Below are 26,640 nucleotides of genomic sequence, written 5' to 3'. Positions count from 1 at the left end.
CCGTCGCCAGCCCGAACGTCTCCCCCGCCGCGTACCAGCCGGCGATGTCATCCAGCACGTCGCGCATGCGCCCGTCCCCTTCCGGTGTCGGCGATCAGCCGCGCCAGCCCCTCCAGGGCGGCGAGGCTGTGGCCGGAGGTGAAGTCGTCGACGTGCGGAAGCGCCGCCGCCATCCCCGCGGTGAGCGGCTCGTACCCGGGCCGCGCCTTGTGCGGGTTCGCCCAGATCACCCGGTGCGCGAGCCGCCGCAGCCGGGCCATCTGCTCGCCGAGCAGCGCCGCGTCGCCGCGCTCCCAGCCGTCCGAGGCGATCACCACGACCGCGCCGCGCGCCAGGCCGCGCTGCCCGAACCGGTCGAGGAACTCCTTCAGCTCCTCGCCGAGCCGGGTGCCGCCGCTCCAGTCCGGGATCGCGGCGGACGCCGCCGCCATCGCCGCGTCCGCGTCCCGGTGCCGCAGCTCGCGAGTGAGCCGGGTCAGCCGCGTGCCCGCGCTGAACACCTCCACGTCCCGGCCGCCGGAGCGGGCCGCGGCGTGCGCGAACCGCAGCAGCGCGTCGGCGTACGGGCCCATCGACCCGCTGACGTCCACGATCAGCACGGCGCGGCGCGGCCGGGTGCGGTGCGCCCGGTGCCGCAGCAGCGACGTCTCGCCGCCGCGCCGCAGCGTCTCCCGGACGGTCCGGGCCGGGTCGAGGCGGCCCGCCGGCGCCGGCGTGAACCGGCGCGACCGGCGGCGCTCGGCGCCCGCGTCCAGCACCGCGATCAGCCGGGCGACCTCGGCGCGCTCGGCGGCGGTCAGCCGCGCGACGTCCCGGTCGCGCAGCACCTCGACGGCGCTCGCGGTCGCAGCGCTCACCTCGCCGTCCTCCTCCTCGTCGCCGCCGGCGCCGCCGTCCGGCTCGGCGACCGTCACGCGGCGCACGACCACGGGCGGCGGACGGCGCACCGGGCCGGCCGTCGCACCGGAGAAGTACGCGGCGAAGCAGCGGTCGTAGCGGGCGAGGTCGTCGGGGTCGGCGCACAGCGTCAGCCGGCCCGCCCAGTACACCTCGGACGGGTCGAGGACGTCGAGGTGGTCGAGCGCGGCGAGCAGCGCCTGGACCCGCTCGGGGTCGGCGGTGCCGCCGGCGGCGCGCAGCGTCCTGGCGAACCCGACCATCGTCTCGGTGACGTCCCGCACCGGCTCACCCGCCGTTGAGCAGGGCGTCGAGGCCGCCGGCGAGCACGCGCTGCTGGTCCTCGCGGTACTTCAGCACGGCGCCGAGGGTCACCGCGGCGGTACCGGGGTCCAGCTCGCGGACGCCGAGCGCGACCAGCGCCTCGGTCCAGTCCAGGGTCTCCGCGACGCCCGGCGGCTTGAGCAGGTCGCGGGTCCGCAGCCGCTGCGCCACGCCCGCGACCTGACCGGCCAGCCGCGCGGCGGCGGCGGGCAGCCGCCGCCGGATGATCGCGACCTCGCGGTCGAACGACGGGTGCTCCAGCCAGTGGTACAGGCAGCGCCGCTTCAGCGCGTCGTGCACCTCGCGGGTCCGGTTGGAGGTGACGACGACGACCGGCGGGCGCTCGGCCCGGATCGTGCCGAGCTCGGGGACGGTGATGGTGAAGTCGCTGAGCACCTCGAGCAGGAACGCCTCGAACTCGTCGTCGGCGCGGTCCAGCTCGTCGACGAGCAGCACGCTCGGGGAGGTCTCCAGCGCCCGCAGCAGCGGCCGGGCGAGCAGGAACCGCCGGTCGTACAGCTCGCCTTCCAGCCGCGCGACGTCGCCGATCCCGGCGGCCTCGGCGGCGCGCAGGTGCAGCAGCTGGCGCGGGAAGTCCCAGTCGTAGAGCGCCTGCGAGGCGTCGAGCCCCTCGTAGCACTGCAACCGGATCAGCGGCGCGCCGAGCGCCGTCGCGAGGGTCTTGGCCAGTTCCGTCTTGCCGACCCCGGCCTCGCCCTCCAGGAAGAGCGGCCGGCCCATCCGCAGCGCGAGGAAGCACGCGGTGGCGAGGCCCTCGTCGCAGAGGTAGGCGTGCCGGTCCAGCAGGCTCGCGAGGCCCGCGGGCGAGTCGACCTCGCCCGCCGGCGCCGTGTCCGCCGTGTCCGCCATGCCCGCCAGGCTACCCAGCCGAGGCGCCGACTCCCAGACGTCCGCATCCCGGGATTCCGGCTCCATTTCCATGGTAAATCCGTAGGGAAAGTTGACTTTCGGGTCGCCGATCAGCAGCATCGAGCACATGCGAACCGGTGACATCCCTCACTGTCCCCAGCCCGGACACGACGGCGACCTGACCGACGAGGCGACCTACCAGCGCGTCCGCGCAGCCCAGGCCGCGCCGTCCGGGCATGCGCTGTCACGGCGCGGCATGCTGCGGGTGTCCGCCGGCGCGGGATTCGGCGCCGCCCTCGGCGCGGCCGCCGCCTCCCCGCGCCCGGCGCTCGCCGGCACCGCCCCCGCCACCGGGATCGTCAAGCCGCTGCCGCCCGACCTGTTCATCCCCCACGGCACCAACGCGGAGATGCGCTGGGAGGCCATGCGCGGGCAGGGCCTCCTCACGCCCGCGGACCGGTTCTTCGTCCGCAACCACATCGCCACGCCGCGCATCGACGCCCGCACCTGGCGGCTCAAGCTCTGGGGCACCGGCCTGCACGGCGCGCCGCCGGAATCGCGTCCCGTCGAGTTCTCCTACGAGGACCTCCTCGGGATGCGCGCCGAGACCATCACCTCGTTCATCGAATGCACCGGCAACGCGCGCGGCTTCTACGCCTCCCAGCAGGGCCAGGAGGTGTCCGGCACGCCGTGGAGGCTCGGCGCGGTCGGCGTCGCCCGCTGGCGCGGCGTGCCGCTGTCGGCCGTCCTGGAACGCGCGGGTCTCACCCCGCAGGCTGTGGACATCCTCCCGCGCGGGCTGGACGCTGACTTCGTGGACGAAGGCGAGAACCTCGGCCGGGTCAGGCGCCCCCTGCCCGTCGCCAAGGCGCTCAAGGACGTCCTGCTCGCCTACGAGATGAACGGCGCGCCGCTGCCGCCCGACCACGGCTTCCCCGTCCGGCTCGTCGTCCCGTCCTGGGTGGGCGTCGCCAACATCAAGTGGCTCGGCGACATCCAGGTCGCCGACGAGCCGCTCCACTCCCCGTGGAACACCCGCTACTACCGGCTCTTCGGCCCCGGCTACCCGCCCGAGGGCAGCGCGCCGCTCACCCGCATGAACGTCAAGTCGGCGTTCGAGCTGCCGTGGGACGCCTCGCTCCCCGCCCACACCCAGGTCCTGCACGGACGGTCCTGGTCCGGCACGGGACGGGTGACGAAGGTCGAGGTCAGCGCGGACGGCGGCCGGACGTGGCGGCGCGCCCGCGTCCACGACCGGCACACCGCCGCGCACGGCTGGGTCCGCTGGGAGTTCCCGTGGCGGCCCGACGGCCGCGGACGCCACGAGCTGCTCGCCCGCGCGACCGACGACACCGGCGCGTCCCAGCCGTCCACCGCGCCCTACAACACGCTCGGCTACCTGTTCGGCGCCGTCGTCCGCCACCCGGTCACCGTCCTCTGAAGGGACCCGCCATGGCACTCTGGAAGCCCGACCCCACCTTCTACGCCTCGCCGCGGGACGCGGTGTCGGCGCCGCCGGAGAAGCTGGCCTACGTCGCCGCGTTCGACCGCGCGGCGGAGAAGCCGGACGCGATCGCCGTCCTCGACGTCGATCCCGGCTCGGCGTCCTACGGCGACGTCGTCGGCTGGACGGACCTGCCGCACCTCGGCGACGAGCTGCACCATTTCGGATGGAACGCGTGCAGCAGCGCCCTGTGCCCGTACGCTCCGCACCCGCACGTGGAGCGCCGCTACCTGATCGTCCCGGGGCTCCGGTCGTCGCGCGTCTACGTCATCGACACCAAGGACGATCCGACGTCACCGGAGATCGTGAAGATCCTGGAGCCGGACGAGCTGGCGAAGCGCGCCGGGTACTCGCGGCCCCACACCGTCCACTGCGGACCCGAGGGGCTCTACCTGACCGCGCTCGGCGGCGCCCATGGAGAGGAGGGGCCGGGCGGGATCGCGCTGCTCGACCACACCTCGTTCGACGTCCTCGGCCGCTGGGAGGTCGATCGCGGCCCGCAGTACTTCGCCTACGACGCCTGGTGGCACATCGCGCACGACGTGCTCATCACCTCCGAGTGGGGCACCCCGTCGATGATCGAGGACGGCGTCGTCGGCGAGCTGCTGCTCGGCCGCAAGTACGGGCACTCGCTGCACTTCTGGGACCTGCGCAGGCGCCGCCACGTCCAGGAGGTCGACCTCGGCGACCAGCACCAGATGGTGCTGGAGCTGCGGCCCGCGCACGACCCGACCAAGCAGTACGGCTTCGCCGGCGTCGTCGTCAGCGTCGAGGACCTGTCGGCGTCGGTGTGGCTGTGGCACCGCGACGGCGACCGGTGGGCCGCGACGAAGGTCATCACCATCCCCGCCGAACCGGCCGGCGACGCCGCGTCCCTCCCCGAGGTCATCGCGCCGTTCGGCGCCGTCCCGCCGCTGGTCACCGACATCGACCTGTCCGTGGACGACCGGTGGCTGTACGTGTCGTGCTGGGGCACCGGCGAGCTGAAGCGCTACGACGTCGGCGACCCGTTCCACCCCGTCGAGGCCGGCTCGGTGCGCATCGGCGGCATCACCCGCCGCACCCCGCACCCGGCCGCGCCGGACCTGCCGCTCGCCGGCGGGCCGCAGATGGTCGAGGTCAGCCGCGACGGGAAGCGCGTCTACATCACCAACTCGCTCTACGGATCCTGGGACGACCAGTTCTACCCCGACGGCGTCGGCGCGTGGATGGCCAAACTCGACTCCACCGGCGGCGGCTTCGCGTTCGACGAGCGGTTCTTCCCGCACGGCGACGCGTTCCGCGGCCGGCGCCCCCACCAGACGCGGCTGCAGGGCGGCGACGCCTCGTCCGACTCCTACTGCTACCCGTAGAGCGGTGAAGGACGGTTCGCTCGCCGCGCTCGTCGCGATGGGTGCCTTCCACGGCCTCAACCCGGCGATGGGCTGGCTGTTCGCCGTGGCCCGCGGCCTGCAGGAGCGCAGCCGGGCCCTCGTCCTGCAGTCGCTGCCGGCGATCGCCGCGGGCCACGCCGCGTCCGTCGGGGCCGTCGCGGTCCTCGTCGCGCTGACCCGGTCGGTCGTGGCGACCCAGGCGGTCGCGATCGGCGGCGGGATCGTGCTGGTCGGGTTCGGGCTGTGGCGGCTGCTGTCGCGGCGGCACTTCCGCTGGGTCGGCATGCGGATCTCGCTGTGGCAGCTCGCCGCCTGGTCGTTCCTGATGTCGTCGGCGCACGGCGCGGGCCTCATGCTGCTGCCCGTGCTCACCTCGTCCGGGACGGTCCCCGCCGGCCACCACCACGGGCTCGCGCCGGCGTCCGGGAACGCCGTGTCCGCCGCGATCTTCGTGACCGGGGTGCACACGCTGGCGATGCTGGCGGTCGCGGGGACCATCGCCGTCGCCGTCTACGAGATCGTGGGCCTGGCGATCCTGCGCCGCGCCTGGTTCAACCTGGACCGGGTGTGGGCGGCGGCCCTCATCACCGCCGGCGCCGTCACGCTCGTCGCCGCCCTTTAGGACGTGCCGGCCTTTAGGACGCGCCGCAACGCGCCGCATCCGCCGCGTCCAGGACGGCGGGTTCGAGGCGCTGCAGGCTCTCGGCGACACGGCTCCCCGCGAGCGCCAGCGCGTCCACGATCGTGGGACTCGCGCCGAGGACGTTCGGGGTGATGCGGTCGGCGACGGCCCGGGACGCGGCGTCCGATCTGTACGGTGAACCCTGTATCGGCGCTGGTGGGAGGCCTGCACGGTGCTTGAAGACGGCCCGTCCGGGTGGCAGTGTCCGAATGTGATCACCAGAATCGCCGCCCGCCACCGCACCATCGCCGCCGTTCTGCCGCTCGCCGCCGTCCCGTCGCTCATGGCCGCCCCGGCCCGCGCGGCGTCGGCGCGTCCCGCCGCTGGACCGTCCGGCGTCGGCGCCAAGTCGGCCCTGCTGTACGACGCGACGTCCGGCACCACCCTCTGGTCGCGCGCCGCCGACACCGAACGCCCCATCGCCAGCATCACCAAGGTGATGACCGCGCTCGTCGTGCTGCACGAGGGCGGACTCGGACGCAAGATCACCATTAGGCGCAAGTACCTGGCGTACGCCAAGAAGCACGACGGCAGCACCGCCGGCCTGCACGCGGGCGACAGGCTCACCGTGCGCCAGCTGCTCAACGCGCTGCTGCTGCCGTCCGGCTGCGACGCCGCCTACGCCCTCGCCGACGCCTACGGCCCCGGCAAGGGCAGGTTCGTCGCCAAGATGAACGAGGCCGCCCGCCAGCTCGGCCTCTCCCGCACCGTCTACGCCAACTTCGACGGCCTGCCGTGGCCGACCGCCACGTCCACCCGCTCCACCGCCCGCGACCAGGTCCGCCTCGCCGGCTACGCGATGGACGACGCGGTCTTCCGCGCCACCGTCGGCCGCAGGACCTACAAGCTCCGCCGGACCAGGGCCCACCACGCCTACACCTGGAAGAACACCAACCGGCTCCTCGGCTCCTACCGGGGCGCGGCCGGCATCAAGACCGGCACCACCGACGCCGCCGGCTACTCCCTGCTGTTCGCCGCCCGCCGCGGCGGCCGCGCCCTCACCGGCGTCGTCCTCAACAGCTCGACCACCGACGAGCGAGCCCGCTTCACCGACGCCGCCCGCATGCTCGACTGGGCCTTCGGCTCCACCGCCCCCTACCGCGTCCCACCCGCGTCCGCCAACACCTCCACCGACTGACACCGCCTACCAGCGCGCGTCGATGGCCTCCAGATCGATCTCGATGTCGAACGGCACGCCGACCTCGAGCCGCCCCCGATGGACACTGGGCGGGCCGTAAGACCGGGTGGCGCGATCGAGCTCGTGGACGAAGACGACCGTCTGGTCATCGACATCCTCCACCCGCCAGAAGTGCTCGATGCCCGCAGCCGCGTACCTGCGGGGCTTGACATCGCGGTCGCGTATCTCCGAATCCGGCAGGACCACCTCCACCACGAGCCGGACGTCCTCCCTGGAGAAGAAGCACAGGTCCAGTCCCCCTCGACGGCACGCCTCCAGCGTCACGAGGACCACGTCCGGCTCCGGAGCCTGGCGATCATCGAGCTTCACCGTCATACCGCTGACGGGTATCAACCCCTCCGGGGCCTGGCGCCGCAGATCCTCGCCGATCAAGTGCCTCACGCAGGAGTGCCACAGCGTCTGCGGAGCGGCGAAGACCAGCGCGCCGTCGATCAGCTCGGTCCGGCGCGGCAGGTCGCGCATGCGCAGAAAGTGATCGGCGGTGAACCCGCCCGCCGGCGGGCGGACCCAGTCCGGCAGCGACTCGGCGCTCGCCACGATGATGCCCGTGCCCTCATCGGGTGCCACCTCCGCACCTTCAGGCGCATTCATCCCGCGAAGCGCCCTACAAAGCGCCGGGGCCGGGCGGTCGGCGGAGCGTCCCGAGAGAGGTGAGATCGATGTCGATGTCGATGTCGAAGGGCAAGGTCAGCTTGAGCCGGTCATGGTGGATGCCGGTGGGAACGTAGGAGCCGGTGGCGGGATCGAGCTGGTAGACGTACACGATGGTCCGGCCGTCGTCCTGCTCGACGCGCCAGAAATGCTTGATCCCGGCAGCGGCGTACTTGGCGGGCTTGTTCCCTCGGTCCCGCTCCTCCGAGTCGGGCGAGACGGCTTCGACGGCGAGGACGAGGTCCTCGGGAAAGTAGTAGGTGCCCGGTTCCTCGCGGTCGTACGCCTCGGCGGTCACGACGAGCACATCGGGTTCCGGCACCTGCCGCTCTCCCAGCCTCACGGCCATTTCCCGATCGGCGCGCAGATGTGGCGGCGCCTGCCGCTTGAGCTCGTCCTTGAGCAGGTCGATCACTCTGCCATGCCATTTGCGCTGCGGGCTCACGAAGACCAGGCTCCCGTCGATCAGCTCCGTGTGCCGGGGCAGACCGCGCATGCGCAGGAAGTCGTCGGCGGTGAAGCCGCCCGGCGGGGGGATCACCCAGTCTGGCAGCGTCTCAGGCTCCATGTGACCACTTTCCGCACATGACTCGATACTCTGCGCGCTCATGCGCATACTCTGGCACACAGCCGCGCGCCTGGTCCTGCCAACAGCCTAGAACAGGGCGTCTCAGGCGGGGTCGGGGGTTTCGCTGCGGGTGCGCAGGAGGGCCTTCAGCTCGCCGAGCTGGCGGGCGGCGAGGGCCTTCTCGGCGCCGTTGATGCCCATCGCGCCGATGGACGTGCCGTCGGCGAGGTCGAGGGTGGGCCACGGGTCGCCCTCGGTCATGGAGACGCCGAGCACCTCGGGCCAGGCGAGGCGGCGGGTGCGGAACGCGTTGACGACCGTGAGGCCCGCCTCGTCGGCGGTGACGCGGCAGCGCGCCAGCATGTGCAGGACCCACCCGGCGACCAGGCCGAACACGATGATGAGGACCCGGTCGAACAGCTTGAACTGCGGGGCCACCACCACGGCGAGCGCGATCAGGCCGAGCACGACCACGCCCGCCGTGATGTAGGCCACGAGCCGTGTGGTGCGGGGACGCCACACGACCGGAAGGGCCCTGACCTCAGTCAACGATCTTCGAGATGGGGATCTCGAGGATGTCGTGCGCGCCGGCCGCCTTCAGCGCGGGGATCAGCGTGTTCACGCCGCGCTTGGCGACGACGGACTCGACCGCGCTGGAGTCGCCGCCGGCCAGCGAGGTGACCGTGGGCGACGACATCGACGGCATGATGTCCAGGACCTTCCGCAGGTCGGCCTGGGCGACGTTCAGCTTCAGCAGCACGTTGCCGCGCGCGCGGATCGCGCCCTGCAGCAGCAGGGAGACGTCCTCCATCGCGGCGCGCTTCTCGGCGTCCTCGTAGGCCTCGCGGTTGGCGACCAGCTCGGTGTAGCTGGTCAGCAGGGTGTCGAGGATGCGCAGGCCGTTCTTGCGCAGCGACGACCCGGTCTCGGTGAGGTCGACGATCGCGTCCACGATGTCGGGGACCTTCGCCTCGGTCGCGCCGTAGGACGGGACGACCTTCGCCTTCACGCCGTGCTTGTCGAGGAACCGCTTGGTCATCGCCGGGAACTCGGTGGAGATCCGGACGCCCTCCGGCAGGTCGGACACGCTCTGCCAGGGCGCGTCCTCCGGCACCGCCATGATCACGCGGACCGGGTTGGAGGTCGCCTTGGAGTACTGCAGCTCGCCGAGGCTGACCACGTCGGAGTCGGTCTCGGTGATCCAGTCGCGGCCGGTGATGCCGAGGTCGAACAGGCCCTGCTCGAGGTAGGTCGGGATCTCCTGCGGGCGCAGGACCCGGACGCGGTCGATGCGCGGGTCGTCGATGGAGGCGCGGTAGTCGCGGTCCGAGGCGCGCCGGACGGTGAGGTCGGCGGCGTCGAACAGCTGCATGGTCGCCTTCTCCAGCGACCCCTTCGGCAGGACGAGTGACAGCACGGAATTGCCTTTCGGAATGGGTTGCGTACGGGTTACCGGGGTGATCTCAGGAGCCCAGATGCGCGAGTCATTCAGGGGCGGAGCCCCTGGACCCGCTCGAAATGCTCCGAACCGCGCCCGGCGTGACCGTGATGCCGCAGACCTCGCAGGGTCAGTGCCGTGTCGAGTGCGGCCACAGTCGCCTCCCATCCCTTGTCCTCGGAGCTGCCCGGCAGCCCGCTGCGTTCCAGTGCCTGGTCAATGGTGTCACATGTGAGGACCCCGTTGCCCACCGGAGTCGACTCGTCCAGTGCAACGCGTGTCACACCGCTCGTCACGGACTCGCAGACATAGTCGAAATGTGCCGTCGCGCCCCGGATGACCGCGCCGAGGCAGACGACGGCGTCCAGGTCGCGGGCCAGCTGCTGGGCGATCACGGGGATCTCCAGGGCGCCGGCGACCCGGACGACGACGGGCGCGTCGATCCCGCACGCCTTGGCCGCGGCGACGGCGCGCTCCAGCAGCTGGTCGGTGATCTGCCCGTGCCAGCGCGTGCAGACGACGCCGAGCGTCAGCCCGGCGGCGTCGACGACGGTGTCCTCAGGCCGTCCCGCACCGCTCATGAGAGTCCTTCTATCTCGTGTCCGAGACGGTCCCGCTTGACCGTCAGGTAGCGCCGGTTGTGCTCGGTGACGACGACGGGCATCGTCTCGCGGCCGCGCACGTCCAGCCCGAACCCGTCCAGGCCCTTGAGCTTGTCGGGGTTGTTGGTGAGCACCCGGATCGAGCGTACGCCCAGGTCGCGCAGCATGTGCGCGGCGTTGGAGTACTCGCGCGCGTCGGCGGGCAGGCCGAGCTCGAGGTTGGCGTCGACGGTGTCGGCGCCGGCGTCCTGCAGGACGTAGGCGCGCAGCTTGGCCAGCAGGCCGATGCCGCGGCCCTCGTGGCCGCGCAGGTACACCACGACGCCGCGGCCCTCCGCGGCGATCCGCTCCATGGCCGCGTCGAGCTGGGTGCCGCAGTCGCAGCGCTCGGAGTGCAGGACGTCGCCGGTGAGGCATTCGGAGTGCGCGCGGACGAGGACGTCCTCGCCGTCGCCGATCTCGCCGAGGACGAGCGCGAGGTGCTCGCCGCCGTCGATCTCGCTGGAGAACCCGACGGCGCGCCACATCCCGTACCGGTTCGGCAGCCGGGTCTCCACGACCCGGGTGACCATCGCCTCGGTGCGGCGGCGGTGCTCGGCGAGCTGCTCGATGGAGATCAGCTTGAGGCCGTGCTCCTTGGCGAACACCTGCAGCTCGGGGAGGCGCGCCATGGTGCCGTCCTCGTTGACGACCTCGGCGAGGACGCCCGCGGGGGCGAGCCCGGCCATCCGGGCGAGGTCGACGGCGGCCTCGGTGTGCCCGCGGCGGCGCAGCACGCCGCCCTCGCGGTAGCGCAGGGGGAAGATGTGCCCGGGGCGGACGAGGTCGCGGGGCTCGGACGCCGAGTCGGCGAGCGTGCGGATCGTGCGGGCGCGGTCGGCGGCGGAGATGCCGGTGCTGACGCCGAGCCTGGCGTCGACGCTGACGGTGTAGGCGGTGCGCATGCGCTCGCTGTTCTGCGCGGTCATCAGCGGGATCTGCAGCCGGTCGAGGTCGGCGCCCTCCATCGGGACGCAGATCACGCCGCTGGTGTAGCGGATCGTGAAGGTGAGCAGTTCCGGCGTCGCCTTCGACGCGGCGAAGATGACGTCGCCCTCGTTCTCGCGGTCCTCGTCGTCGACGACCACGACGGCGCGGCCCGCCGCGATGTCGGCGACCGCCTCCTCGATCGGGTCGAAGATCCCGCTTCCGCTCGGTCCGTCGCTGCCGTTGAATCCGTCGCTGCCGCTCATGCGGTCACCGCCTTGTTCCCGGGGGCCGGCACTGCCTTCGCTTCCCGCAGCCAGTTCCTGAACCCGACCATCACCATCACGAAGAAGATCACGTAGACCGCGCCGGACACGTACAGCCCGGAGTGCAGGGCGACCGGCACGCCGACCAGGTCGACCAGCACCCACACGATCCAGAAGTCGACGAGCGCGCGGCTCTGCGCGAACGTCGCGACGGCGCTGCCGACGAAGATGTAGGCGTTCGCCCACGGCGACCAGGCGGCCTTGAGCCAGTCGACGTGGAGGAACAGCTCGGCGGCCGCGGCGGTGCCGGCGGCGAGCGCGGCGATCAGCACCGCGCGCTCCTTCGCCGTCGCGCTCCGTACGACCAGGGGGTCGCCGCCGCGCCGTCCGCGCGCCCACATCGCCCAGCCGTAGAGGGCGAGGACGCCGAAGAGCACCTGCTTGAGGGCGTTGCCGGGGACGTCGGCGTGCACGGACGCGGCGAGGAGCAGCAGGGCGCCGGCGAGCTGCACGGGCCACGTCCAGAGGGTCTTGCGCATGGCGAGCCACACGACGGCGAGCGACAGGACGTTGCCGGCGAGGTCGGTCCAGAGGATGTGCTCGCCGGAGACGTCGAAGCCCGCGTCCAGCCAGTTCATGCTGCGCCGCCCGCGGCGCGGTCACCGAGCATCCGCTCGACGTACTTGGCGACGACGTCGACCTCGAGGTTGACGGGGTCGCCGGGCTTCTTGTGGCCGAGCGTGGTGAGGGACAGCGTCGTCGGGATGAGCGCGACGCTGAACCGGTCGGCTCCGGCCTCGACGACGGTGAGGCTGATGCCGTCGACCGTGATCGAGCCCTTGCCGACGACGTAGCGGGCCAGCTCCGGGGGCAGCGAGACGGTGACGACGTCCCAGCGTTCGCCCGGTTCGCGGGAGAGGATCGTTCCGACGCCGTCGACGTGGCCCTGGACGAGGTGGCCGCCGAGCCGGTCCGCGAGCCGGACGGGCCGCTCCAGGTTGACCTTGGACCCGGGCTCCAGGGCACCGAGGCTGGACCGGTCCAGGGTCTCCTTCATCGCGTCGGCGGTGAAGGTCCCGTCCTTGACGTCCACCACGGTGAGGCAGACGCCGTTGACGGCGATCGACGCGCCGTGGACGGCGTCCTCGGTGACGAGCGGGCCGCGGATCGTCAGGACGGCCGAGTCGCCCTCGGCCTCGACCGCGACGATCTCGCCGAGTTCCTCGACGATGCCGGTGAACATTCCCCGGGCCTCCTCAGTTCCGTTTCGCTACGGAACCCGGCTCCGGGGGTGTACGTGCGTCGACGTTGCGGGCGCCCCCGCCGTCGCAGGGGCGTGCTGCGCGCTGCCTCCCATCCGGACTTTCACCGTCGGTCCTGGAGTTCCACCAGGTCAACCGGCCGATGGCTTCGGCCGGGTCGCGGACTGTCACCGCCGGTTCGGAATTTCACCGACCCCGGAGCACGCGTTCATGCTTTGGGAACCAGTGTGCCATGCGAACCATTCCCCGCCCTATGTGAGGATCGCCACGGCCGTATCCGGTCTGCCAAGCGCCCGCTCGGGTTATCGTGGCCCGGTTCAACGTTCAACGATCTCCGGTACCGGGTAGACCCCGATCCGGAACCCGCCTCCGCTCCCCGCAACCGACTCCGCGCCGCCGAGCCCGTGGTGACCGCCATTCCCAACGTGGGCCCGGCGGCGCGGCCCGCGGACCGCGGGTCGAGGTAGACGATGTCTCGGTCTGTGGCCTCTGGGAAGGGCGGGACGAGCCTGGAGTCCGCGGGGTGGTCAGCGGGTGAGGCGGAGCCCGCCGGGGCCGGTGGCGACGTGCGTCAGGTCCGGGACGATCGCGTGCGCCGCGGTCAGCTCCGACCGGTCGTGGCTGGTGGCGACGGCGAGGACGGTCGCGCCGGCGGCGCGGCCCGCGGCGATGCCCGCCGGGGCGTCCTCAATGACGACGCAGGCCGCGGGGTCGGCGCCGAGGCGGGAGGCCGCCAGCAGGTAGCCGGCGGGGTCGGGCTTGCCGCGCGGGACGTCCTCGGCGGTGACCACGACGGGCGGCAGCGGGACGCCGGCGGCCCCGGTTCGGACGCCGAGCTGCTCCTTGTCCATGGACGTCACCATGGCCCACGGCATGCCGTTCATCGCGGTCAGCAGGGTCAGGGCGCCGGGCAGCGCGGTGATCCCGCCGGTGCGCTCGGCCTCCAGGGCGTCGAGGCGGGCGGTGGCCGCGGCGACCCGGTCGGCGGGCAGGAAGTCGGCGACGCGGTCGCTGGTCCGGCGGCCGTGGGCGCCCGACAGGAACTCGTCGGCGTCGAGGCCGTACTCGGCCGCCCAGACGCGGGCGGCCGCCTCGACCAGCGGGGTCGAGTCGACGAGCGTGCCGTCCACGTCGAACAGGACGGCCGTACAGGGCAGTGTCACCATGAGGTCAGCGGACCCTCACCACGAGGCGGCGGCGGTCGCCTTCGCCGCCTGGGCCTTCAGCCGCCGGACGGCGTCGGCCGGGTCGTCGGCGCCGTAGACGGCGCTGCCGGCGACGAAGACGTCCGCGCCGGCGTCCGCGCAGCGCTCGATCGTCTCGGCGCTGACGCCGCCGTCCACCTGCACCCAGACCGGCAGGTCGCGGCCCTTGATCATGTCTCGGGCGCGGCGGACCTTCGGCAGCACGACGTCCAGGAACTTCTGCCCGCCGAAGCCGGGCTCGACGGTCATCAGCAGCAGCATGTCGATCTCGCCGAGGAGGTCCTCGAAGCCCTCGACGGGCGTGGCGGGGTTCACGCCGAGCCCGGCGCGCGCGCCCGCAGAGCGGATGGCGCGCAGGGTGCGGATCGGCGCCTTGGCGGCCTCGGCGTGGATGGTGACGCTGCCCGCGCCGGCCTCGGCGTACTGCGGCGCCCACCGGTCCGGGTCCTCGATCATCAGGTGGCAGTCGAGGGGCAGCGCGCTGTGCTTCAGCAGCGCCTCGACGACCGGGAGCCCGAGGGTCAGGTTGGGCACGAAGTGGTTGTCCATGACGTCGACGTGCACCCAGTCGGCGGTGCCGGAGATGAGCGCGACGTCCTCGGCCAGGCGCGCGAAGTCCGCCGAGAGGATGCTGGGTGCGATCTGAGGTGCCATGATCCCCCGAGTCTATTGGGCCGGTTCGTCCCGCCCATCACCCGACCGGGTGAGCGCGGGGGTGGCCCGGTGAGCGCCGGCGGGTCAGTCCCCGCGGCGCAGGAGGGCGAGGAACATCGCGTCGGTGCCGTGCCGGTGCGGCCAGAACTGCGCGTACGGGCCGTCGCCCACGCCGGTGAGGTCCGCGGCGACGGAGGCGAGGACGGCGGGCGCGTCGAGCCGCTCGACGCCGTCGCGGCCCTTGAGCACGTCGTCCACCACCACCCGCGTCTCCGCGAGGTGCGGCGAGCAGGTGACGTAGGCGACGACGCCGCCGGGACGGACCGACTCCAGCGCGGTCGCCAGCAGCCGCCGCTGCAGCGGCCCCAGCTCGGCGACCGACTCGGGGCCGCGGCGCCAGCGCGCCTCGGGACGGCGCCGCAGCGCGCCGAGGCCGGTGCAGGGCGCGTCCACCATGACGCGGTCGAACGCGCCGGGCCGCCACGCCGGGGCGGTGCCGTCCGCCGCGACGACGCCCGTGCGGTCGTCGACCGCGCGCCGGACGAGGCCCGCGCGGTGCGGCTGGACGTCGGCGGCGAGCAGCCGCGCGCCGCGCTGCGCGGCCACGGCCGACAGCAGGCCCGCCTTTCCGCCGGGACCCGCGCAGACGTCGGCCCAGCGGGCGTCGGGGCCGGTCAGCGGGGCCGCCGCGAGCGCGAGCGCGACGAGCTGGCTCGCCTCGTCCTGGACGGCGGCGCGCCCGTCCCGGACGGCGTCGATGTGCCCGGGGTCGCCCTCCCCGAGCACCGCCGCGTACGGCGAGTAGGGGGCGGGCTCGGCGCCCGCGTCGTAGAGCTCCTGCGCGGTCGCGCGGCCGGGCCGGGCGACCAGCGTCACGCGCGGGCGGGCGTTGTCGGCCTCCAGCAGGGCGTCGATCTCGCCGCGGTCGGGGCCGAGCGCGTCCCGCAGCGCCGACACGATCCACTTCGGGTGGCTGTGCGCGACCGACAGCCGGGTGGTGGCGTCGGCGTCGGCGGGCGCGACGATCGCCAGCCACGCGCCCAGGTCGCGGGAGGCGACCTTGCGGAGCACCGCGTTCGCGAACTTCGCCTGGCCGGGGCCCGACACCGACCGCGCCAGCTCCACCGCCGTCCCGACCGCGGCGTGCGGAGGGATGCGGGTGGCGAGGATCTGGTGCGCGCCGAGGCGCAGCACGTCCAGCAGCGGCGCGTCGATCCGGCGCAGCTCGCGGTCGCTGCACAGCGCGAGGACCGCGTCGTAGGTGCCGCGGCCGCGCAGCGTGCCGTAGGTCAGCTCGGTGGCGAGGGCGGCGTCGCGGCCGGTGATGCCGCGGTCGCGCAGCCGCGTCGGCAGCAGCAGGTTCGCGTACGCGTCGCGGGTCTCCACGGCGCGGATCACGTCGAACGCGGTGCGCCGCACCAGGTCCTGCGGGCGGCCCGTCTTGCGGGGGCCGCCGGGCCGGCGGTTGCGGTCGGGACGGCCACGGCCGCCGCGGGTCGGCGGCATCAGTGCAACGCGTCCTTACCGGTGAGGTCGACGCCGCGGGCCCAGTCGGCGGCCGCCATGCGCCGCTTGCCCTGCGGCTGGACGTCGCCGAGCGCGACGGGGTGCGTGGCCGTGCCGACCAGCACCTCCTTCTTCCCGGGGCGCAGCTCGCCCGGGGCCGGCTTCTCCGCGTCCGGGACGAGACGGACCGGGCCGAGCTTGAGGCGGGCGCCGCGGAACGTCGTCCACGCGCCCGGCGCGGGCGTGCAGGCGCGGACCAGCCGGTCGATGTGCAGGGCGGGCGTCCCCCAGTCGACGCGGCCGTCCTCGGAGGTCAGCTTCGCCGCGTGCGACACGCCCTCGGTGGGCTGCGGGCGCGGCTCCAGGACGCCGGCCTCGATGCCGTTCATCGTGTCGAGCAGCAGGCCGGCGCCCGCGACGGCGAGCCGTCCGAGCAGGTCGCCCGTGGTGTCGGTGGGGCGGATGGGTTCGGTGAGGACCCCGTAGACCGGGCCGGTGTCGAGGCCCTCCTCGATCTGGAACGTGGCCGCGCCCGTCACGTCGTCGCCGTGCAGGATCGCCCGCTGGACGGGCGCCGCGCCGCGCCACGCGGGCAGCAGCGAGAAGTGCAGGTTCACCCAGCCGTGCTGGGGGATGTCGAGGGCCTCGCGCGGGAGCAGCGCCCCGTAGGCGACGACCGGGCAGCAGTCGGGCGCGATCGCGCGGAGCCGGTCGAGGAACTCCGGGTCGCGGGCCTTGGCGGGCTTGAGCACCTCGACGCCCGCCTCGGCGGCGCGGACCGCGACCGGGCTCGCCTCCAGACGCCGGCCGCGGCCGGACCGGGCGTCCGGGCGGGTCACCACCGCGACCACCTCGTGGTCGGAGCCGAGCAGCGCGTCCAGCGCCGGGACGGAGGTCTCGGGCGTCCCCGCGAAGACCAGGCGCATCTAGATCGCCTTCCCGAAGGTGCGGTGCGGCGACTCCTTCACCACGGGCGCCGGGTCGCCGAACCACTCGGCCTCCCGGATCGCCTTCATCGCGGCCTTGCGCTGCTCGGGGTCCATCCGGTCGATGAAGATGATCCCGTCCAGGTGGTCGGTCTCGTGCTGCACGCAGCGGGCCAGCAGGTGCGTGCCCTCCAGCGTGATCGGCTCCCCGTGCATGTTGAAGCCCTTCGCCACGACGCCGACCGAGCGCGGCGTCGGGAACGCCAGGCCGGGCAGCGACAGGCAGCCCTCGTCGTCGGTCTCCTGCTCGTCCGACAGGTCGAGCGTCGGGTTCACCACGTGCCCGAGCCGGTCGTCGACGTAGTAGGTGAACACCCGCAGGCCCACGCCGAGCTGCGGCGCCGCCAGGCCCGCCCCCGGAGCGTCGATCATCGTGTCGGTGAGGTCCTTGACGAGCTGGCGCAGCTCCTTGTCGAAGTCCTTCACCGGCTCCGCGGGCGTGCGCAGCACAGGGTCGCCGAAGAGGCGGATGGGCTTGACGGCCAACGAGGACTCCGTTCCTGCGGGGTGGGACGCCGCGCGCCGCTCGCAGGGGGCGCGCCGGGCGGGACCGTGGATGTCGCGGCCTCCAGTCTACGGAGGGATCACGCGGACCTCACACGCCGCCGCTCCCGGCGGCCCGCGCCGAGCGGGCCTTGTAGGCGGCGGTGCGAGCGGCCTTGGCGGTCGCCTTGTCGGGATGGTGGTCGCCGAGCGCCTCCAGGACCTCGGCGACGCCCGGGTGGTCGGTGCGCCACAGCTCGTCCACCATCTCCCGCATCTCCGCGCCGGGCGGCGCGTCGACCAGCGCGGCTTCGACGGCCTCCGCCGGCTCGGCGGTCTCCAGCATCCCGGCGACGGTGTCGACGAACACCCACAGGTACTCGGCGCGGGACAGCTCCCGGCCCGCCGGGTCGCCCGCCGCGTTCAGCCACAGCGCCGCGTACGGGGACACGAGCGGATGCTCCCGCGCGGCCCGCACCACCGGCGCGGCCTCCGGGCCGACCCGGTGCAGCACGGCGGCGGCGAGGTTGCGGGCGCCCGGCCCGCCGCCGCGCATCACGTCCAGCAGGTCGGCGGCGGCGTCCTTGACGTCGTGGGACGCGAGCCACCCGTCGATCTCCTCGTCGGCGGTCTCCGGCCGGTGCCAGGCCAGCCCCGCGACCAGCTCGGCGGCGGACGCGCCCGCCAGCTCCCCGACGACCGGCGCGGTGAACCCGTCCGCCAGCAGCAGCTCCCGCACGCCCCACACGCCGAGCGGGGTCAGCGCCCGGCCGCCGTCGCCGGCGGGCTCGACGACGCCCCAGCGGGCCAGGTCGGCCAGCTCCAGGTCGAGCGCGTCGCGCACCGCCTCCGCCAGCGACCGCTCGTCGGAGATCTCGTAGGCCTCGGCGACGTGGCCGAGCAGCGCGTCGGCCAGCTCGGCGGGGGTGGCGGGCTCCTCCTGCTCGTACAGGTGGATCAGCACGCCGGTCAGCTCGTTCTGGACCAGCTCGATCGCGTCGAGGCCGTCGGACGGGTCGTGGTCGGGGACGGCGACGGAGTCCAGCAGCCGCAGCCAGGCGCGCAGCACACGCTCGTCGTCGCCGGAGCCGAGGTCGGGCAGCGCGGGGCCGGGCGCGGCCTTGCCGCCCTCCGCGCGGATCACCTCCGCCTCGGTCGCGGCCCACCAGAGCCGGTCGAGCTCCGGCAGGTCGGTCTGGTCGCCGACCTCGACGTCCGGGAGGCGGCGCGGGGTGGCGAGGCCGAGCGCGGCGACCGCGGCCTCGGCGTCCGCCGCGGTCAGCTCGTCCAGCTCGGTCAGCGCCCGCTCGCCCGTCCACTCGGCCAGCGCGCGGACCTCGGCGGTCAGGCCGCAGCGGCGCGCCGCCTCCGCCAGGTCGGCCGCCGGGGCGAGCCGGACCGGCGGGACGACGAGGTCCTCGGTGCGCCGCAGGTACTCCTCGGCGCGGGCGTAGCGCTCCTCGTCGGGCAGCGCCTCGAACCCGCGCATCCACTCCTCGACGGCGTCCTGGTCGTCGAGGGGGACGCCGTCGGCCTCCATCAGCCCGGCGACGACCTCCGCGGCGACCTGCCGCTCGGCGTCGTCGGTCGCGGCGACCACCTCGGTGAACTCGGGTCCGAGCCGGTCGATCTCGGCGGCCAGCTCCGCGGCGCGCTCGGCGGTCACGGCGCCGGTGTCGCCGAGGAACGCCGCGATGGCGCGCAGCGTGTCCAGGACGGACGGCACCTCGTCGGCGCCCGCGACCACCGTGTCCGGGAACACCTCCAGCAGCAGCGCGCGGAGCGCGGCGGGCGTGAGGGCGTCCGGGCCCTCCAGCCCCATCTCGCGCGCGGCGAGGTCGAGCAGCAGCCGAGCGCCCTGCCCGTCGATCTTCTCGCCGCGTTCGTCCGCCCAGCGCCGCAGGTCGCCCGCGGTCGTCTCCACCCAGTTGTCGGCCACCCGAGAACCCTATTGGCCCCGGCCCGCCGCGCGGGCCAACTCCGGCGCGGTCAGATGAGTTCGAGCGGGTCGATCTGGACGCGGACGGTCTCGGCCGCCTTGCGGGCGCTGCGGACGCCCTGAGCCTCCTTGAGCGCGCGCGCGAGCGCGAGCCCCGCCGCGCGCGGCACCCGGACGAGGGCGCGCTCCTTCTCCGGCCCCTCCGCCCCCGGCTGCCTCGGCACGGGCACCGGCCCGAGCACCTCCGCCCCGTCCGGCAGCCGCGCGCCCGCCAGCAGCTCCCGGATCGCGGCCGGGGTCGCGGTCAGCGACGCCATCCGCGCCGCCGGCGGGAACCCCGCCTCCCGGCGCTCCGCCAGCTCCCGCTCGGCGTAGGTGACCGGATCCCACCGGACGAGCGCCTGGACAGCCGGCAGCGCGCCCTCCGCCGCCACCACCACCGGCGCCTCCGGCCGGACGAGCGCCGCCGCGTTCATCCAGCGCCGCAGCGTCTCCTCCCCCGCCCGCAGGTCGGGCCGCGCCAGCAGGACCCAGCCGTCCAGCAGCAGCCCGGCCGTGTAGCCGCCGTCGGCGGGCGGCTCCGCGCCCGGCGTCGACACCACCAGCGCCCGCTCCGGGCCCACGCGTTCGAGGATCGCCTCGCGCCCGGACGTCCGCACCGGCACGCCGGGGAACGCCCGGCCCAGCTCCTCCGCCGTGCGCTTCGCGCCCACGACGACCGCGCGGACCTGGAAGAAGCCGCATTCGGGGCAGTGCCAGTCGCCCGCGATGCGGCCGCACCACCGGCAGTACGGCGCCGCGTGCGACGACGGCAACGCCAACGGCCCCTGGCACGCGACGCAGTGCGCCGGGGTCCGGCACCGCCCGCACGCGATGCCCGGCACGTAACCGCGCCTCGGCACCTGCACGAGCACCGGCCCCTCCTCCAGCGCGCGCCGCGCCGCCTCGAACGCCAGATTCGGCAGCCGCGCCGTGCGCGCCGCCGCGTCCCTGGCGAGCTGCGCGTCCTCCCCCACGTACCGGACGCGCGGCATCGCGCGCCGCACCCGCGCCCGGTCGGCGGCCAGGGCGTGCGCCCACCCCGTCTCGACCAGCACGGTGGCGTCCGTGGTCCGGGTGAACCCGCCGATCAGCGCGCCCGCCTTCGCCCGGTGCGCCCGCAGCGCCAGCACCTCCCGCGGATGCGGATAGGGCGCGTGCGGCTCGGCGTGCACGTCGTCCCCGTCGTCCCACAGCACGACCAGGCCCAGATCGGCGACGGGCGCGAACATCGCGGCCCGCGTCCCGACCACCGCCCGCGCCTTCCCCCGCAGCACCGCCAGCCACCGCCGGTACCGCTCGGCCGGGCCGAGCTCCGCCGTCAGCGCGACGTGCCGCCCCTCCCCCAGCTCCGCGGACAGCGCCGCGTCCACCCGCGCCACGTCACGGCCGTCCGCCACCACGACGAGCGCCCCGCGCCCGGCGCGCAGCGCCACCGCCACGGCCCGCGCGATGGCCGCCGCCCACTCCGGGCCCGGCAGCGCCGTCCACACCGCCCGCGGCGCCCTGCCCTCGGCCAGCGCGTTCAGGAACGACGCACCGGCCGGGTACTCCAGCCAGGGGTTCTCACCCTCGTCCCGTCCGTCTTCCGGCGCCTCGGCGGGCTCCTTGACCGGCTCGGCCTCCACGCGGGCGTGCCGCGGCGGGACCGCCAGCCGCAGCACGTCCGCGAACGTCCCGGCGTAGCGGTCGGCGATCTCCCGCGCGAGCGCGGCGACCTCCGGCGTGAGGACGGGCTCCGGAGACGTCACGCGCTCCAGGAACAGCAGCTTCCCGCCATGGCCGCTCTCCTCGACCCGCTCCAGCAGGAACCCGTCGACGAGCTGCCCCGCGAACCGCACCCTCACCCGGCACCCCGGCACGGCCTTCCCGTCCAGCTCCACGGGGACCAGATAGTCGAACGGACGATCCAGATGCGGAAGGGACATGTCCACCGCGACACGCGCGACGGGCCGCTCCTCCGCCGGGCGCCGCGCGCCCTTCTTCGGCGCTTTCCCGCCCGCCCTGCCACCGCCCTTGCCGTCGCCCGGCTTCGCCTGCCGCGCCTTGCCCGCCGGCACCCGCGGCACGTCGCCCAGGCCCGGGATCAGGTCCGCTCCACCCCCGTCCTCGCTCACGCCCCCGTCCTACCAGATCAGCCCGACAGCCATCGGCGCACGCTAAGGTGTGGTCCGTTTGAACGGGGCGCGCATCAGGCCGATCCGCGAACAGGCGAGATCGCCCGACGCCCTTCGCGCTCCCGCCGTCCGACGAGCACGTGCAGGCGATGTGACCACAGCGCATAGTCCAGAGCTGACCGACGCCCGGACCCGGGCCGCAACGGCGGCCCGCCCGGGCCGCAACGGCGCGTCCTGGTGGAAGCGGTGGGCCAACCCCCGCAACCCCGTCGTGGCCGCCACGGTCGCCGCGGCCGCCATGCACCTGATCTGGGCGCTGTACCTGGCCACCGAGGGCGGCGACCTCGCCGCGCAGGCCGCCTGGACCGACTTCGCCTGGAAGCACCCCACCGCCGCCTACAGCTTCGCCTGGTACGGCGGCATGCACCCCGCCTCCTACAGCGTCCTGTCCCCCTACCTGATGGCGCTGTTCGGCATCCGCGCCGTCGCCGTGGTGGCCGGCACCGTCTCCGCCGGGCTCACCGCCCACCTCCTCCGGCGGTTCAAGGCGCGCATGGCGCTGCCCGCCGCGCTGTGGGCCGCGTTCGCGCTGTCGTGCAACACCGCCTCCGGCCGCGTCACGTTCGGCCTCGGCCTCATGTTCGCGCTGATGGCGGTGATCGTCGCCTTCACCCCGCGCGGCACCCCCGCGCTCCGCTTCGCCGGGATGGTCGGCCTCGGCCTGCTCGCCACCGCCGCCAGCCCTGTCGCGGGACTGTTCCTGCTCGTCCTCGCCGCCACCCTGTTCCTGACCGGACGGCGCCGCGCCGGGATCTCCGTCGCGATCGGCATGCCCGTCGTCGTCGGGACCACGAGCCTGCTGTTCCCCTTCAGCGGCGTCCAGCCGATCTCCTTCACCGCGATCGTGCTGTGGGCGGTCATCAGCGTCGTCGCCGTCCTGGTCTTCGCCCCGCCGAGCTGGCGGTTCGTCCGCGTCGGCGCCGGCGTCTACCTGCTCGGCATCCTGCTCACCTGGGCGATCCCCTCACCCGTCGGAAGCAACGTCGAACGCCTCTCCCTGGTGTTCGGCGCGATGTTCTGCCTGGCCGCCGTCGCGCGCGCACACGGCCGCGTCCGCATCGCCGTGCTCTCCCTGGCGTTCATCATCACCGCCTCATGGCAGGTCGTTAAGCCCATCGAGGACCTCGTCCACACCGCGCCCGCCGCCTCCGCCGCCGCCAACGCCCAGGGCCTCGTCGACGAACTCCACGCGCTCGGCGCCCAGCGCACCCGCATCGAGGTCGTCCCCCTCCGCTCCCACTGGGAGGCCGCCGGGCTCAGCCGCCACTTCATCCTCGCGCGCGGCTGGAACCGCCAGGTCGACGCCGAACGCCACGGCCTCTTCTATGAGAACGGGGCCCTCACCCCGGCCAGCTACCACGACTGGCTGCGGAAATGGGCCGTCCAGTACGTCGTGCTCCCCGAACAGGAGGCCGACTGGTCCGGCAAGGACGAGGCCGCCCTCGTCAAAGCCGGCCAGCCGTACCTCGCGGAGGTCTGGCACGACGAGCACTGGCGCCTCTACCGCGTCAGCTACCCCACCCCCCTCGTCGACCCGCCCGCCACCGTCCAGACCCTCAACTCCGGCGAACTCGTCGTGGAGATGCCGTCGCCCGGCTCCGTCGTCGTCCGCGTCTCCTGGTCCCCCTGGCTCAGCGTCACCGGCGGCGACGCCTGCCTCGCCCGCGCCGGCGACTTCGTCCGCATGACCGCCAAGGGCCCCGGCCACTACACCATCGCCGCCCACTACGGCCTCCACCGCGGCAACCACTGTGTTGGCTGAATCCCAGCCCAGGAGCCTCGCCTAGCGGCTGTGTTCTCCACACCCCCGGCCCAAGGCACTCGCCTAGCGGCTCGCACCTTGACCGTGCTTGGGCGAGCGCGACCTCGCTTCGCGAGAGCTTCCCGGCGGGGACTCGCCTTCGGCTTCGTCCCCGCCGGTCAGATAACGCGCTCGCGTGACGACTGAGGTCGTCGACCGCCGCCGGACGGTTCGAGACGGCCGCCGCGGCCGCGGCCACGTCACTGGGCGCCTTTGGGCGGCTCTGAGGCGGCGCAGAGGGGTTGGGGACGCGAAAAGGGCCCTGGATGTGGTCCAGGGCCCTTTCGGGTGCGTCGGGGACGCTGCGGGTCGGTCAGAGGCCGGCGGCGGAGGCCAGGTCCTTGGCGCGGTCCGTGGACTCCCAGGAGAAGTCCGGCACCTCGCGGCCGAAGTGGCCGTACGCGGCGGTCTGCGAGTAGATCGGGCGGAGCAGGTCCAGGTCGCGGACGATCGCGGCGGGACGCAGGTCGAAGACGTCGGCGACGGCCTTCTCGATCTTCTCCGGGGCGACCTTCTCGGTGCCGAACGTCTCGACGAACACCCCGACCGGGTGCGCCTTGCCGATCGCGTAGGCGACCTGGACCTCGGCGCGGTCGGCGAGCTGCGCGGCGACGATGTTCTTGGCGACCCAGCGCATCGCGTACGCGGCGGACCGGTCGACCTTGGACGGGTCCTTGCCGGAGAACGCGCCGCCGCCGTGCCGGGCCATGCCGCCGTAGGTGTCGACGATGATCTTGCGGCCGGTGAGGCCGGCGTCGCCCATCGGGCCGCCGATCTCGAAGCGGCCGGTCGGGTTGACCAGCAGCCGGTAGCCGTCGGTGTCGAGGTCGAACTGGGCGAGCACCGGGTCGACGACGTGCTCCTTGACGTCCGGGGCGAGCAGCTCCTTGAGGTCGATGTCGGGAGCGTGCTGGCTGGACACCACGACGGTGTCGAGGCGGACGCCGCGGTCGCCGTCGTACTCGATGGTGACCTGGGTCTTGCCGTCCGGGCGCAGGTAGGGGACGGTGCCCTCCTTGCGGACCGCGGACAGCCGCTGCGCGAGCCGGTGCGCCAGCGTGATCGGCAGCGGCATCAGCTCGGGGGTCTCGCTGGTGGCGTAGCCGAACATCAGGCCCTGGTCGCCGGCGCCCTGCCGGTCCAGGTCGTCGACGCCCTCGCCCTCGCGGGTCTCGTAGGCGTCGTCGACGCCCTGCGCGATGTCGGGGGACTGCGCGCCGATCGACACCGACACGCCGCAGGAGTGGCCGTCGAAGCCCTTCTTGGACGAGTCGTAGCCGATCTCGAGGATCTTCTCCCGGATGACGCCGGGGATGTCCACATAGGTCTCGGTGGTGACCTCACCGGCCACATGCACCTGACCGGTCGTGATCATCGTCTCGACGGCGACCCGGCTCTTCGGGTCGTCCTTGAGCATCGAGTCGAGGATCGCGTCGCTGATCTGGTCCGCGATCTTGTCCGGGTGTCCTTCGGTGACGGACTCGGAGGTGAACAGGCGGCGAGACACGTACGTGAACTCCTTGCAGCGGCTGCTGACTGACGTCGCAGGACGGATATGTCTTCGAGTTCGGCGGGGGGCCTCCCCGCACGGGTGTTCAAGGGTGGTAAGCCCGCAGTCTAGCGGGATCATCCTCGAAGGCCGGTATGGCGTTGGTCGCGGTCGGGCAGTCTCCGGTCAATCCGCGGGCAGGGGGTCCAGGCGTGCGGCGACGAGGTCCCAGACGACGTCGGCCAGGGCCTCCTTGGCGCCGCGCTCGACCTCGGTGCTCGACCCGTCCGCGCCGAGGATCACCGCGGCGTTGTCGGGCCGGCCGAAGGTGAGGTCCTCCCCCACCTGGTTGACCACCAGCAGGTCGCTGCGCTTGCGGGCGAGCTTGGCGCGGCCGTTGGCGAGCACGTCGTCGGTCTCGGCCGCGAAGCCGACGATCACCTGCCCGGCGCGGCGGCGCTCGCCGAGCTCGGCCAGGATGTCGGGGTTCTTGGCGAGCCGGATCGGCTCCGGCTCGGCGCCCTCCGCCTTCTTGATCTTCGAGCCGCGGTAGTCGACGGGGCGGAAGTCGGCGACGGCGGCGGCCATCACCACCGCGTCGGCGTCGCCGGCGGCCTCCAGCACGGCCTTGCGCATCTCCTCGGCGGACCCGACGGGCACGACCCGCGCGCCGGCCGGGTCGGGCAGCGCGACGTTGGCCGCGACGAGCGTCACGCGCGCGCCGCGGGCCGCCGCCGTGCGGGCCAGCGCGTACCCCTGCAGGCCGGACGAGCGGTTGCCGATGAACCGGACCGGGTCGAGGGGTTCGCGGGTGCCTCCGGCGGACACCACGACGTGCCGTCCGGCGAGGTCGGGCTGCACGGCCCCGCGGTCGAGGACGCGGCGCGCCGCCTCGAACAGCTCGGCGGGGTCGGGCAGCCGGCCGGGGCCGGTGTCCTTGCCGGTCAGCCGGCCGGACGCGGGCTCCACCACGATCGCTCCGCGGGCGCGGAGCGTCGCGACGTTCGCGCGGGTCGCCGGGTGCTCCCACATCTCGGTGTGCATCGCGGGCGCGAACACGACCGGGCAGCGGGCGGTGAGCAGGGTGTTGGTGAGCAGGTCGTCGGCCAGCCCGTGCGCGGCGCGGGCGAGCAGGTCGGCGGTGGCCGGGGCGACGAACACCAGGTCGGCGTCCTGCCCGAGCCGGACGTGCGGGACCCGCGCGACCCCGTCCCACACCTCGGTGGAGACGGGGTTGCCCGACAGCGCCGCCCAGGTCGGCTCGCCGACGAAGCGCAGCGCGTCCCGCGTCGGGACGACGGTGACGTCGTGGCCCGACTCGGTGAGCCGCCGCAGCAGCTCGCACACCTTGTACGCGGCGATCCCGGCGCTCACACCGAGAACGACGCGCGGCTTACGGGAGGTCATGCCGACACTGTCCCATCAGGCCCGGAGCCCGGTCGCACCCGGGGGCCGCCGCAGGGCGGCGGGCTCAGGGACTCAGCCCTCGATCGGCTCGGCGTTGAGGAGGCCCTCGCGCGTCTCGCGGAGCGCGATCGACAGGGGCTTCTCCTGCACCTGCGTCTCGACGAGCGGGCCGACGTACTCCAGCAGGCCCTCGCCGAGCTGGGCGTAGTAGGCGTTGATCTGCCGGGCGCGCTTGGCCGCGATGCTCACGAGGCCGTACTTGGTCTCGACGACCTCGAGGAGCTCGTCGATCGACGGGTTGGTGATGCCTTCGCTGCTGGCTGCCACTCCGTGGCCTTCCACTAGTGATTCAC

The 26,640-nt window shown here is 73.9% G+C and carries 25 protein-coding genes and 1 riboswitch; of the genes, 5 read left to right on the top strand and 20 right to left on the bottom strand.

Annotated features, from left to right (window positions below; translation table 11 throughout):
* Positions 1–47 precede the first annotated feature (47 nt).
* A complete protein-coding gene (locus F8568_RS13100) occupies positions 48–1,181 on the bottom strand; it encodes a vWA domain-containing protein (RefSeq protein WP_328600853.1) in 1,134 nt (377 codons plus the stop codon).
* Between the two features lie 4 nt (positions 1,182–1,185).
* On the bottom strand, positions 1,186–2,091 hold the full coding sequence (locus tag F8568_RS13095; protein WP_151593791.1) for an AAA family ATPase: 906 nt from the start codon (positions 2,089–2,091) through the stop codon (positions 1,186–1,188).
* A gap of 127 nt (positions 2,092–2,218) precedes the next feature.
* Between F8568_RS13095 and F8568_RS13090 the strand changes: the two genes are divergently transcribed.
* From F8568_RS13090 to F8568_RS13075, 4 genes are all read left to right on the top strand, one after another.
* Entirely contained in the window at positions 2,219–3,532 is a 1,314-nt protein-coding gene (locus F8568_RS13090; RefSeq protein ID WP_151593790.1) for a sulfite oxidase, read from the top strand.
* An 11-nt stretch (positions 3,533–3,543) separates the two neighbouring features.
* Positions 3,544–4,947 carry a selenium-binding protein SBP56-related protein gene (locus tag F8568_RS13085; RefSeq protein WP_151593789.1) on the top strand — a complete coding sequence of 468 codons (1,404 nt, stop codon included), beginning with the start codon at positions 3,544–3,546 and terminating at the stop codon, positions 4,945–4,947.
* 4 nt (positions 4,948–4,951) lie between these two features.
* Positions 4,952–5,590 carry a hypothetical protein gene (locus tag F8568_RS13080; protein ID WP_151593788.1) on the top strand — a complete coding sequence of 213 codons (639 nt, stop codon included), beginning with the start codon at positions 4,952–4,954 and terminating at the stop codon, positions 5,588–5,590.
* 271 nt (positions 5,591–5,861) lie between these two features.
* Positions 5,862–6,788 (top strand): D-alanyl-D-alanine carboxypeptidase family protein, encoded by a 927-nt coding sequence (locus tag F8568_RS13075; protein WP_328600852.1) that lies wholly within the window; start codon positions 5,862–5,864, stop codon positions 6,786–6,788.
* A 6-nt stretch (positions 6,789–6,794) separates the two neighbouring features.
* Here F8568_RS13075 and F8568_RS13070 read toward each other — a convergent pair whose 3' ends face one another.
* The 15 genes from F8568_RS13070 to F8568_RS13000 form a co-directional block, all read right to left on the bottom strand.
* Complete coding sequence (locus tag F8568_RS13070) at positions 6,795–7,415, bottom strand: Uma2 family endonuclease (RefSeq protein WP_328600851.1); 621 nt, start codon at positions 7,413–7,415, stop codon at positions 6,795–6,797.
* A gap of 37 nt (positions 7,416–7,452) precedes the next feature.
* Entirely contained in the window at positions 7,453–8,109 is a 657-nt protein-coding gene (locus F8568_RS13065; RefSeq protein ID WP_236008687.1) for a Uma2 family endonuclease, read from the bottom strand.
* 60 nt (positions 8,110–8,169) lie between these two features.
* The gene (locus F8568_RS13060; protein ID WP_328600850.1) at positions 8,170–8,562 is read right to left on the bottom strand and encodes a PH domain-containing protein; all 393 of its coding nucleotides are present in this window, start codon (positions 8,560–8,562) and stop codon (positions 8,170–8,172) included.
* A 46-nt stretch (positions 8,563–8,608) separates the two neighbouring features.
* On the bottom strand, positions 8,609–9,484 hold the full coding sequence (hisG, locus tag F8568_RS13055; RefSeq protein WP_151593786.1) for an ATP phosphoribosyltransferase: 876 nt from the start codon (positions 9,482–9,484) through the stop codon (positions 8,609–8,611).
* A 71-nt stretch (positions 9,485–9,555) separates the two neighbouring features.
* Positions 9,556–10,086, bottom strand: coding sequence for a 6,7-dimethyl-8-ribityllumazine synthase (gene ribH, locus F8568_RS13050; RefSeq protein ID WP_151593785.1), 531 nt, complete (start codon positions 10,084–10,086; stop codon positions 9,556–9,558).
* Positions 10,083–11,339 carry a bifunctional 3,4-dihydroxy-2-butanone-4-phosphate synthase/GTP cyclohydrolase II gene (locus F8568_RS13045; RefSeq protein WP_151593784.1) on the bottom strand — a complete coding sequence of 419 codons (1,257 nt, stop codon included), beginning with the start codon at positions 11,337–11,339 and terminating at the stop codon, positions 10,083–10,085. The genes ribH and F8568_RS13045 overlap by 4 nt, the downstream gene beginning before the upstream one ends.
* Positions 11,336–11,977 (bottom strand): nicotinamide mononucleotide transporter family protein, encoded by a 642-nt coding sequence (locus F8568_RS13040; protein WP_151593783.1) that lies wholly within the window; start codon positions 11,975–11,977, stop codon positions 11,336–11,338. Before F8568_RS13040 ends, F8568_RS13045 begins: the two co-directional genes overlap by 4 nt.
* Entirely contained in the window at positions 11,974–12,582 is a 609-nt protein-coding gene (locus F8568_RS13035; RefSeq protein WP_151593782.1) for a riboflavin synthase, read from the bottom strand. The genes F8568_RS13040 and F8568_RS13035 overlap by 4 nt, the downstream gene beginning before the upstream one ends.
* Before the next feature lie 96 nt (positions 12,583–12,678).
* A riboswitch (FMN riboswitch) is annotated at positions 12,679–12,809 on the bottom strand.
* A gap of 319 nt (positions 12,810–13,128) precedes the next feature.
* Complete coding sequence (locus F8568_RS13030) at positions 13,129–13,767, bottom strand: HAD-IA family hydrolase (RefSeq protein WP_151593781.1); 639 nt, start codon at positions 13,765–13,767, stop codon at positions 13,129–13,131.
* A 15-nt stretch (positions 13,768–13,782) separates the two neighbouring features.
* A complete protein-coding gene (rpe, locus tag F8568_RS13025) occupies positions 13,783–14,460 on the bottom strand; it encodes a ribulose-phosphate 3-epimerase (RefSeq protein ID WP_151593780.1) in 678 nt (225 codons plus the stop codon).
* Between the two features lie 84 nt (positions 14,461–14,544).
* Positions 14,545–15,966, bottom strand: a complete 1,422-nt coding sequence (locus F8568_RS13020; protein WP_151593779.1) for an RsmB/NOP family class I SAM-dependent RNA methyltransferase — start codon at positions 15,964–15,966, stop codon at positions 14,545–14,547.
* A complete protein-coding gene (gene fmt / locus F8568_RS13015; RefSeq protein WP_151593778.1) occupies positions 15,966–16,892 on the bottom strand; it encodes a methionyl-tRNA formyltransferase in 927 nt (308 codons plus the stop codon). Before fmt ends, F8568_RS13020 begins: the two co-directional genes overlap by 1 nt.
* The gene (gene def, locus F8568_RS13010; RefSeq protein WP_151542021.1) at positions 16,893–17,438 is read right to left on the bottom strand and encodes a peptide deformylase; all 546 of its coding nucleotides are present in this window, start codon (positions 17,436–17,438) and stop codon (positions 16,893–16,895) included.
* Between the two features lie 109 nt (positions 17,439–17,547).
* Complete coding sequence (locus F8568_RS13005) at positions 17,548–19,374, bottom strand: hypothetical protein (RefSeq protein WP_151593777.1); 1,827 nt, start codon at positions 19,372–19,374, stop codon at positions 17,548–17,550.
* A 50-nt stretch (positions 19,375–19,424) separates the two neighbouring features.
* On the bottom strand, positions 19,425–21,530 hold the full coding sequence (locus F8568_RS13000; protein WP_151593776.1) for a primosomal protein N': 2,106 nt from the start codon (positions 21,528–21,530) through the stop codon (positions 19,425–19,427).
* A gap of 151 nt (positions 21,531–21,681) precedes the next feature.
* Between F8568_RS13000 and F8568_RS12995 the strand changes: the two genes are divergently transcribed.
* Positions 21,682–23,352, top strand: a complete 1,671-nt coding sequence (locus F8568_RS12995) for an MFS transporter (RefSeq protein WP_151593775.1) — start codon at positions 21,682–21,684, stop codon at positions 23,350–23,352.
* A 352-nt stretch (positions 23,353–23,704) separates the two neighbouring features.
* On the opposite strand, the gene metK is transcribed toward F8568_RS12995, so the two are convergent.
* The 3 genes from metK to rpoZ form a co-directional block, all read right to left on the bottom strand.
* Positions 23,705–24,898 (bottom strand): methionine adenosyltransferase, encoded by a 1,194-nt coding sequence (gene metK, locus F8568_RS12990; protein WP_151593774.1) that lies wholly within the window; start codon positions 24,896–24,898, stop codon positions 23,705–23,707.
* 168 nt (positions 24,899–25,066) lie between these two features.
* A complete protein-coding gene (gene coaBC / locus F8568_RS12985; RefSeq protein WP_151593773.1) occupies positions 25,067–26,287 on the bottom strand; it encodes a bifunctional phosphopantothenoylcysteine decarboxylase/phosphopantothenate--cysteine ligase CoaBC in 1,221 nt (406 codons plus the stop codon).
* Between the two features lie 72 nt (positions 26,288–26,359).
* The gene (rpoZ, locus tag F8568_RS12980) at positions 26,360–26,614 is read right to left on the bottom strand and encodes a DNA-directed RNA polymerase subunit omega (RefSeq protein ID WP_151542026.1); all 255 of its coding nucleotides are present in this window, start codon (positions 26,612–26,614) and stop codon (positions 26,360–26,362) included.
* Between the last annotated feature and the right edge of the window lie 26 nt (positions 26,615–26,640).

Source organism: Actinomadura physcomitrii, from assembly GCF_008923205.2.
GTDB classification, from domain to species: Bacteria; Actinomycetota; Actinomycetes; order Streptosporangiales; family Streptosporangiaceae; genus Spirillospora; species Spirillospora physcomitrii.
Note: the sequence above shows the minus strand (reverse complement) of the source record. Positions and strands in the feature narration are given on the sequence as shown.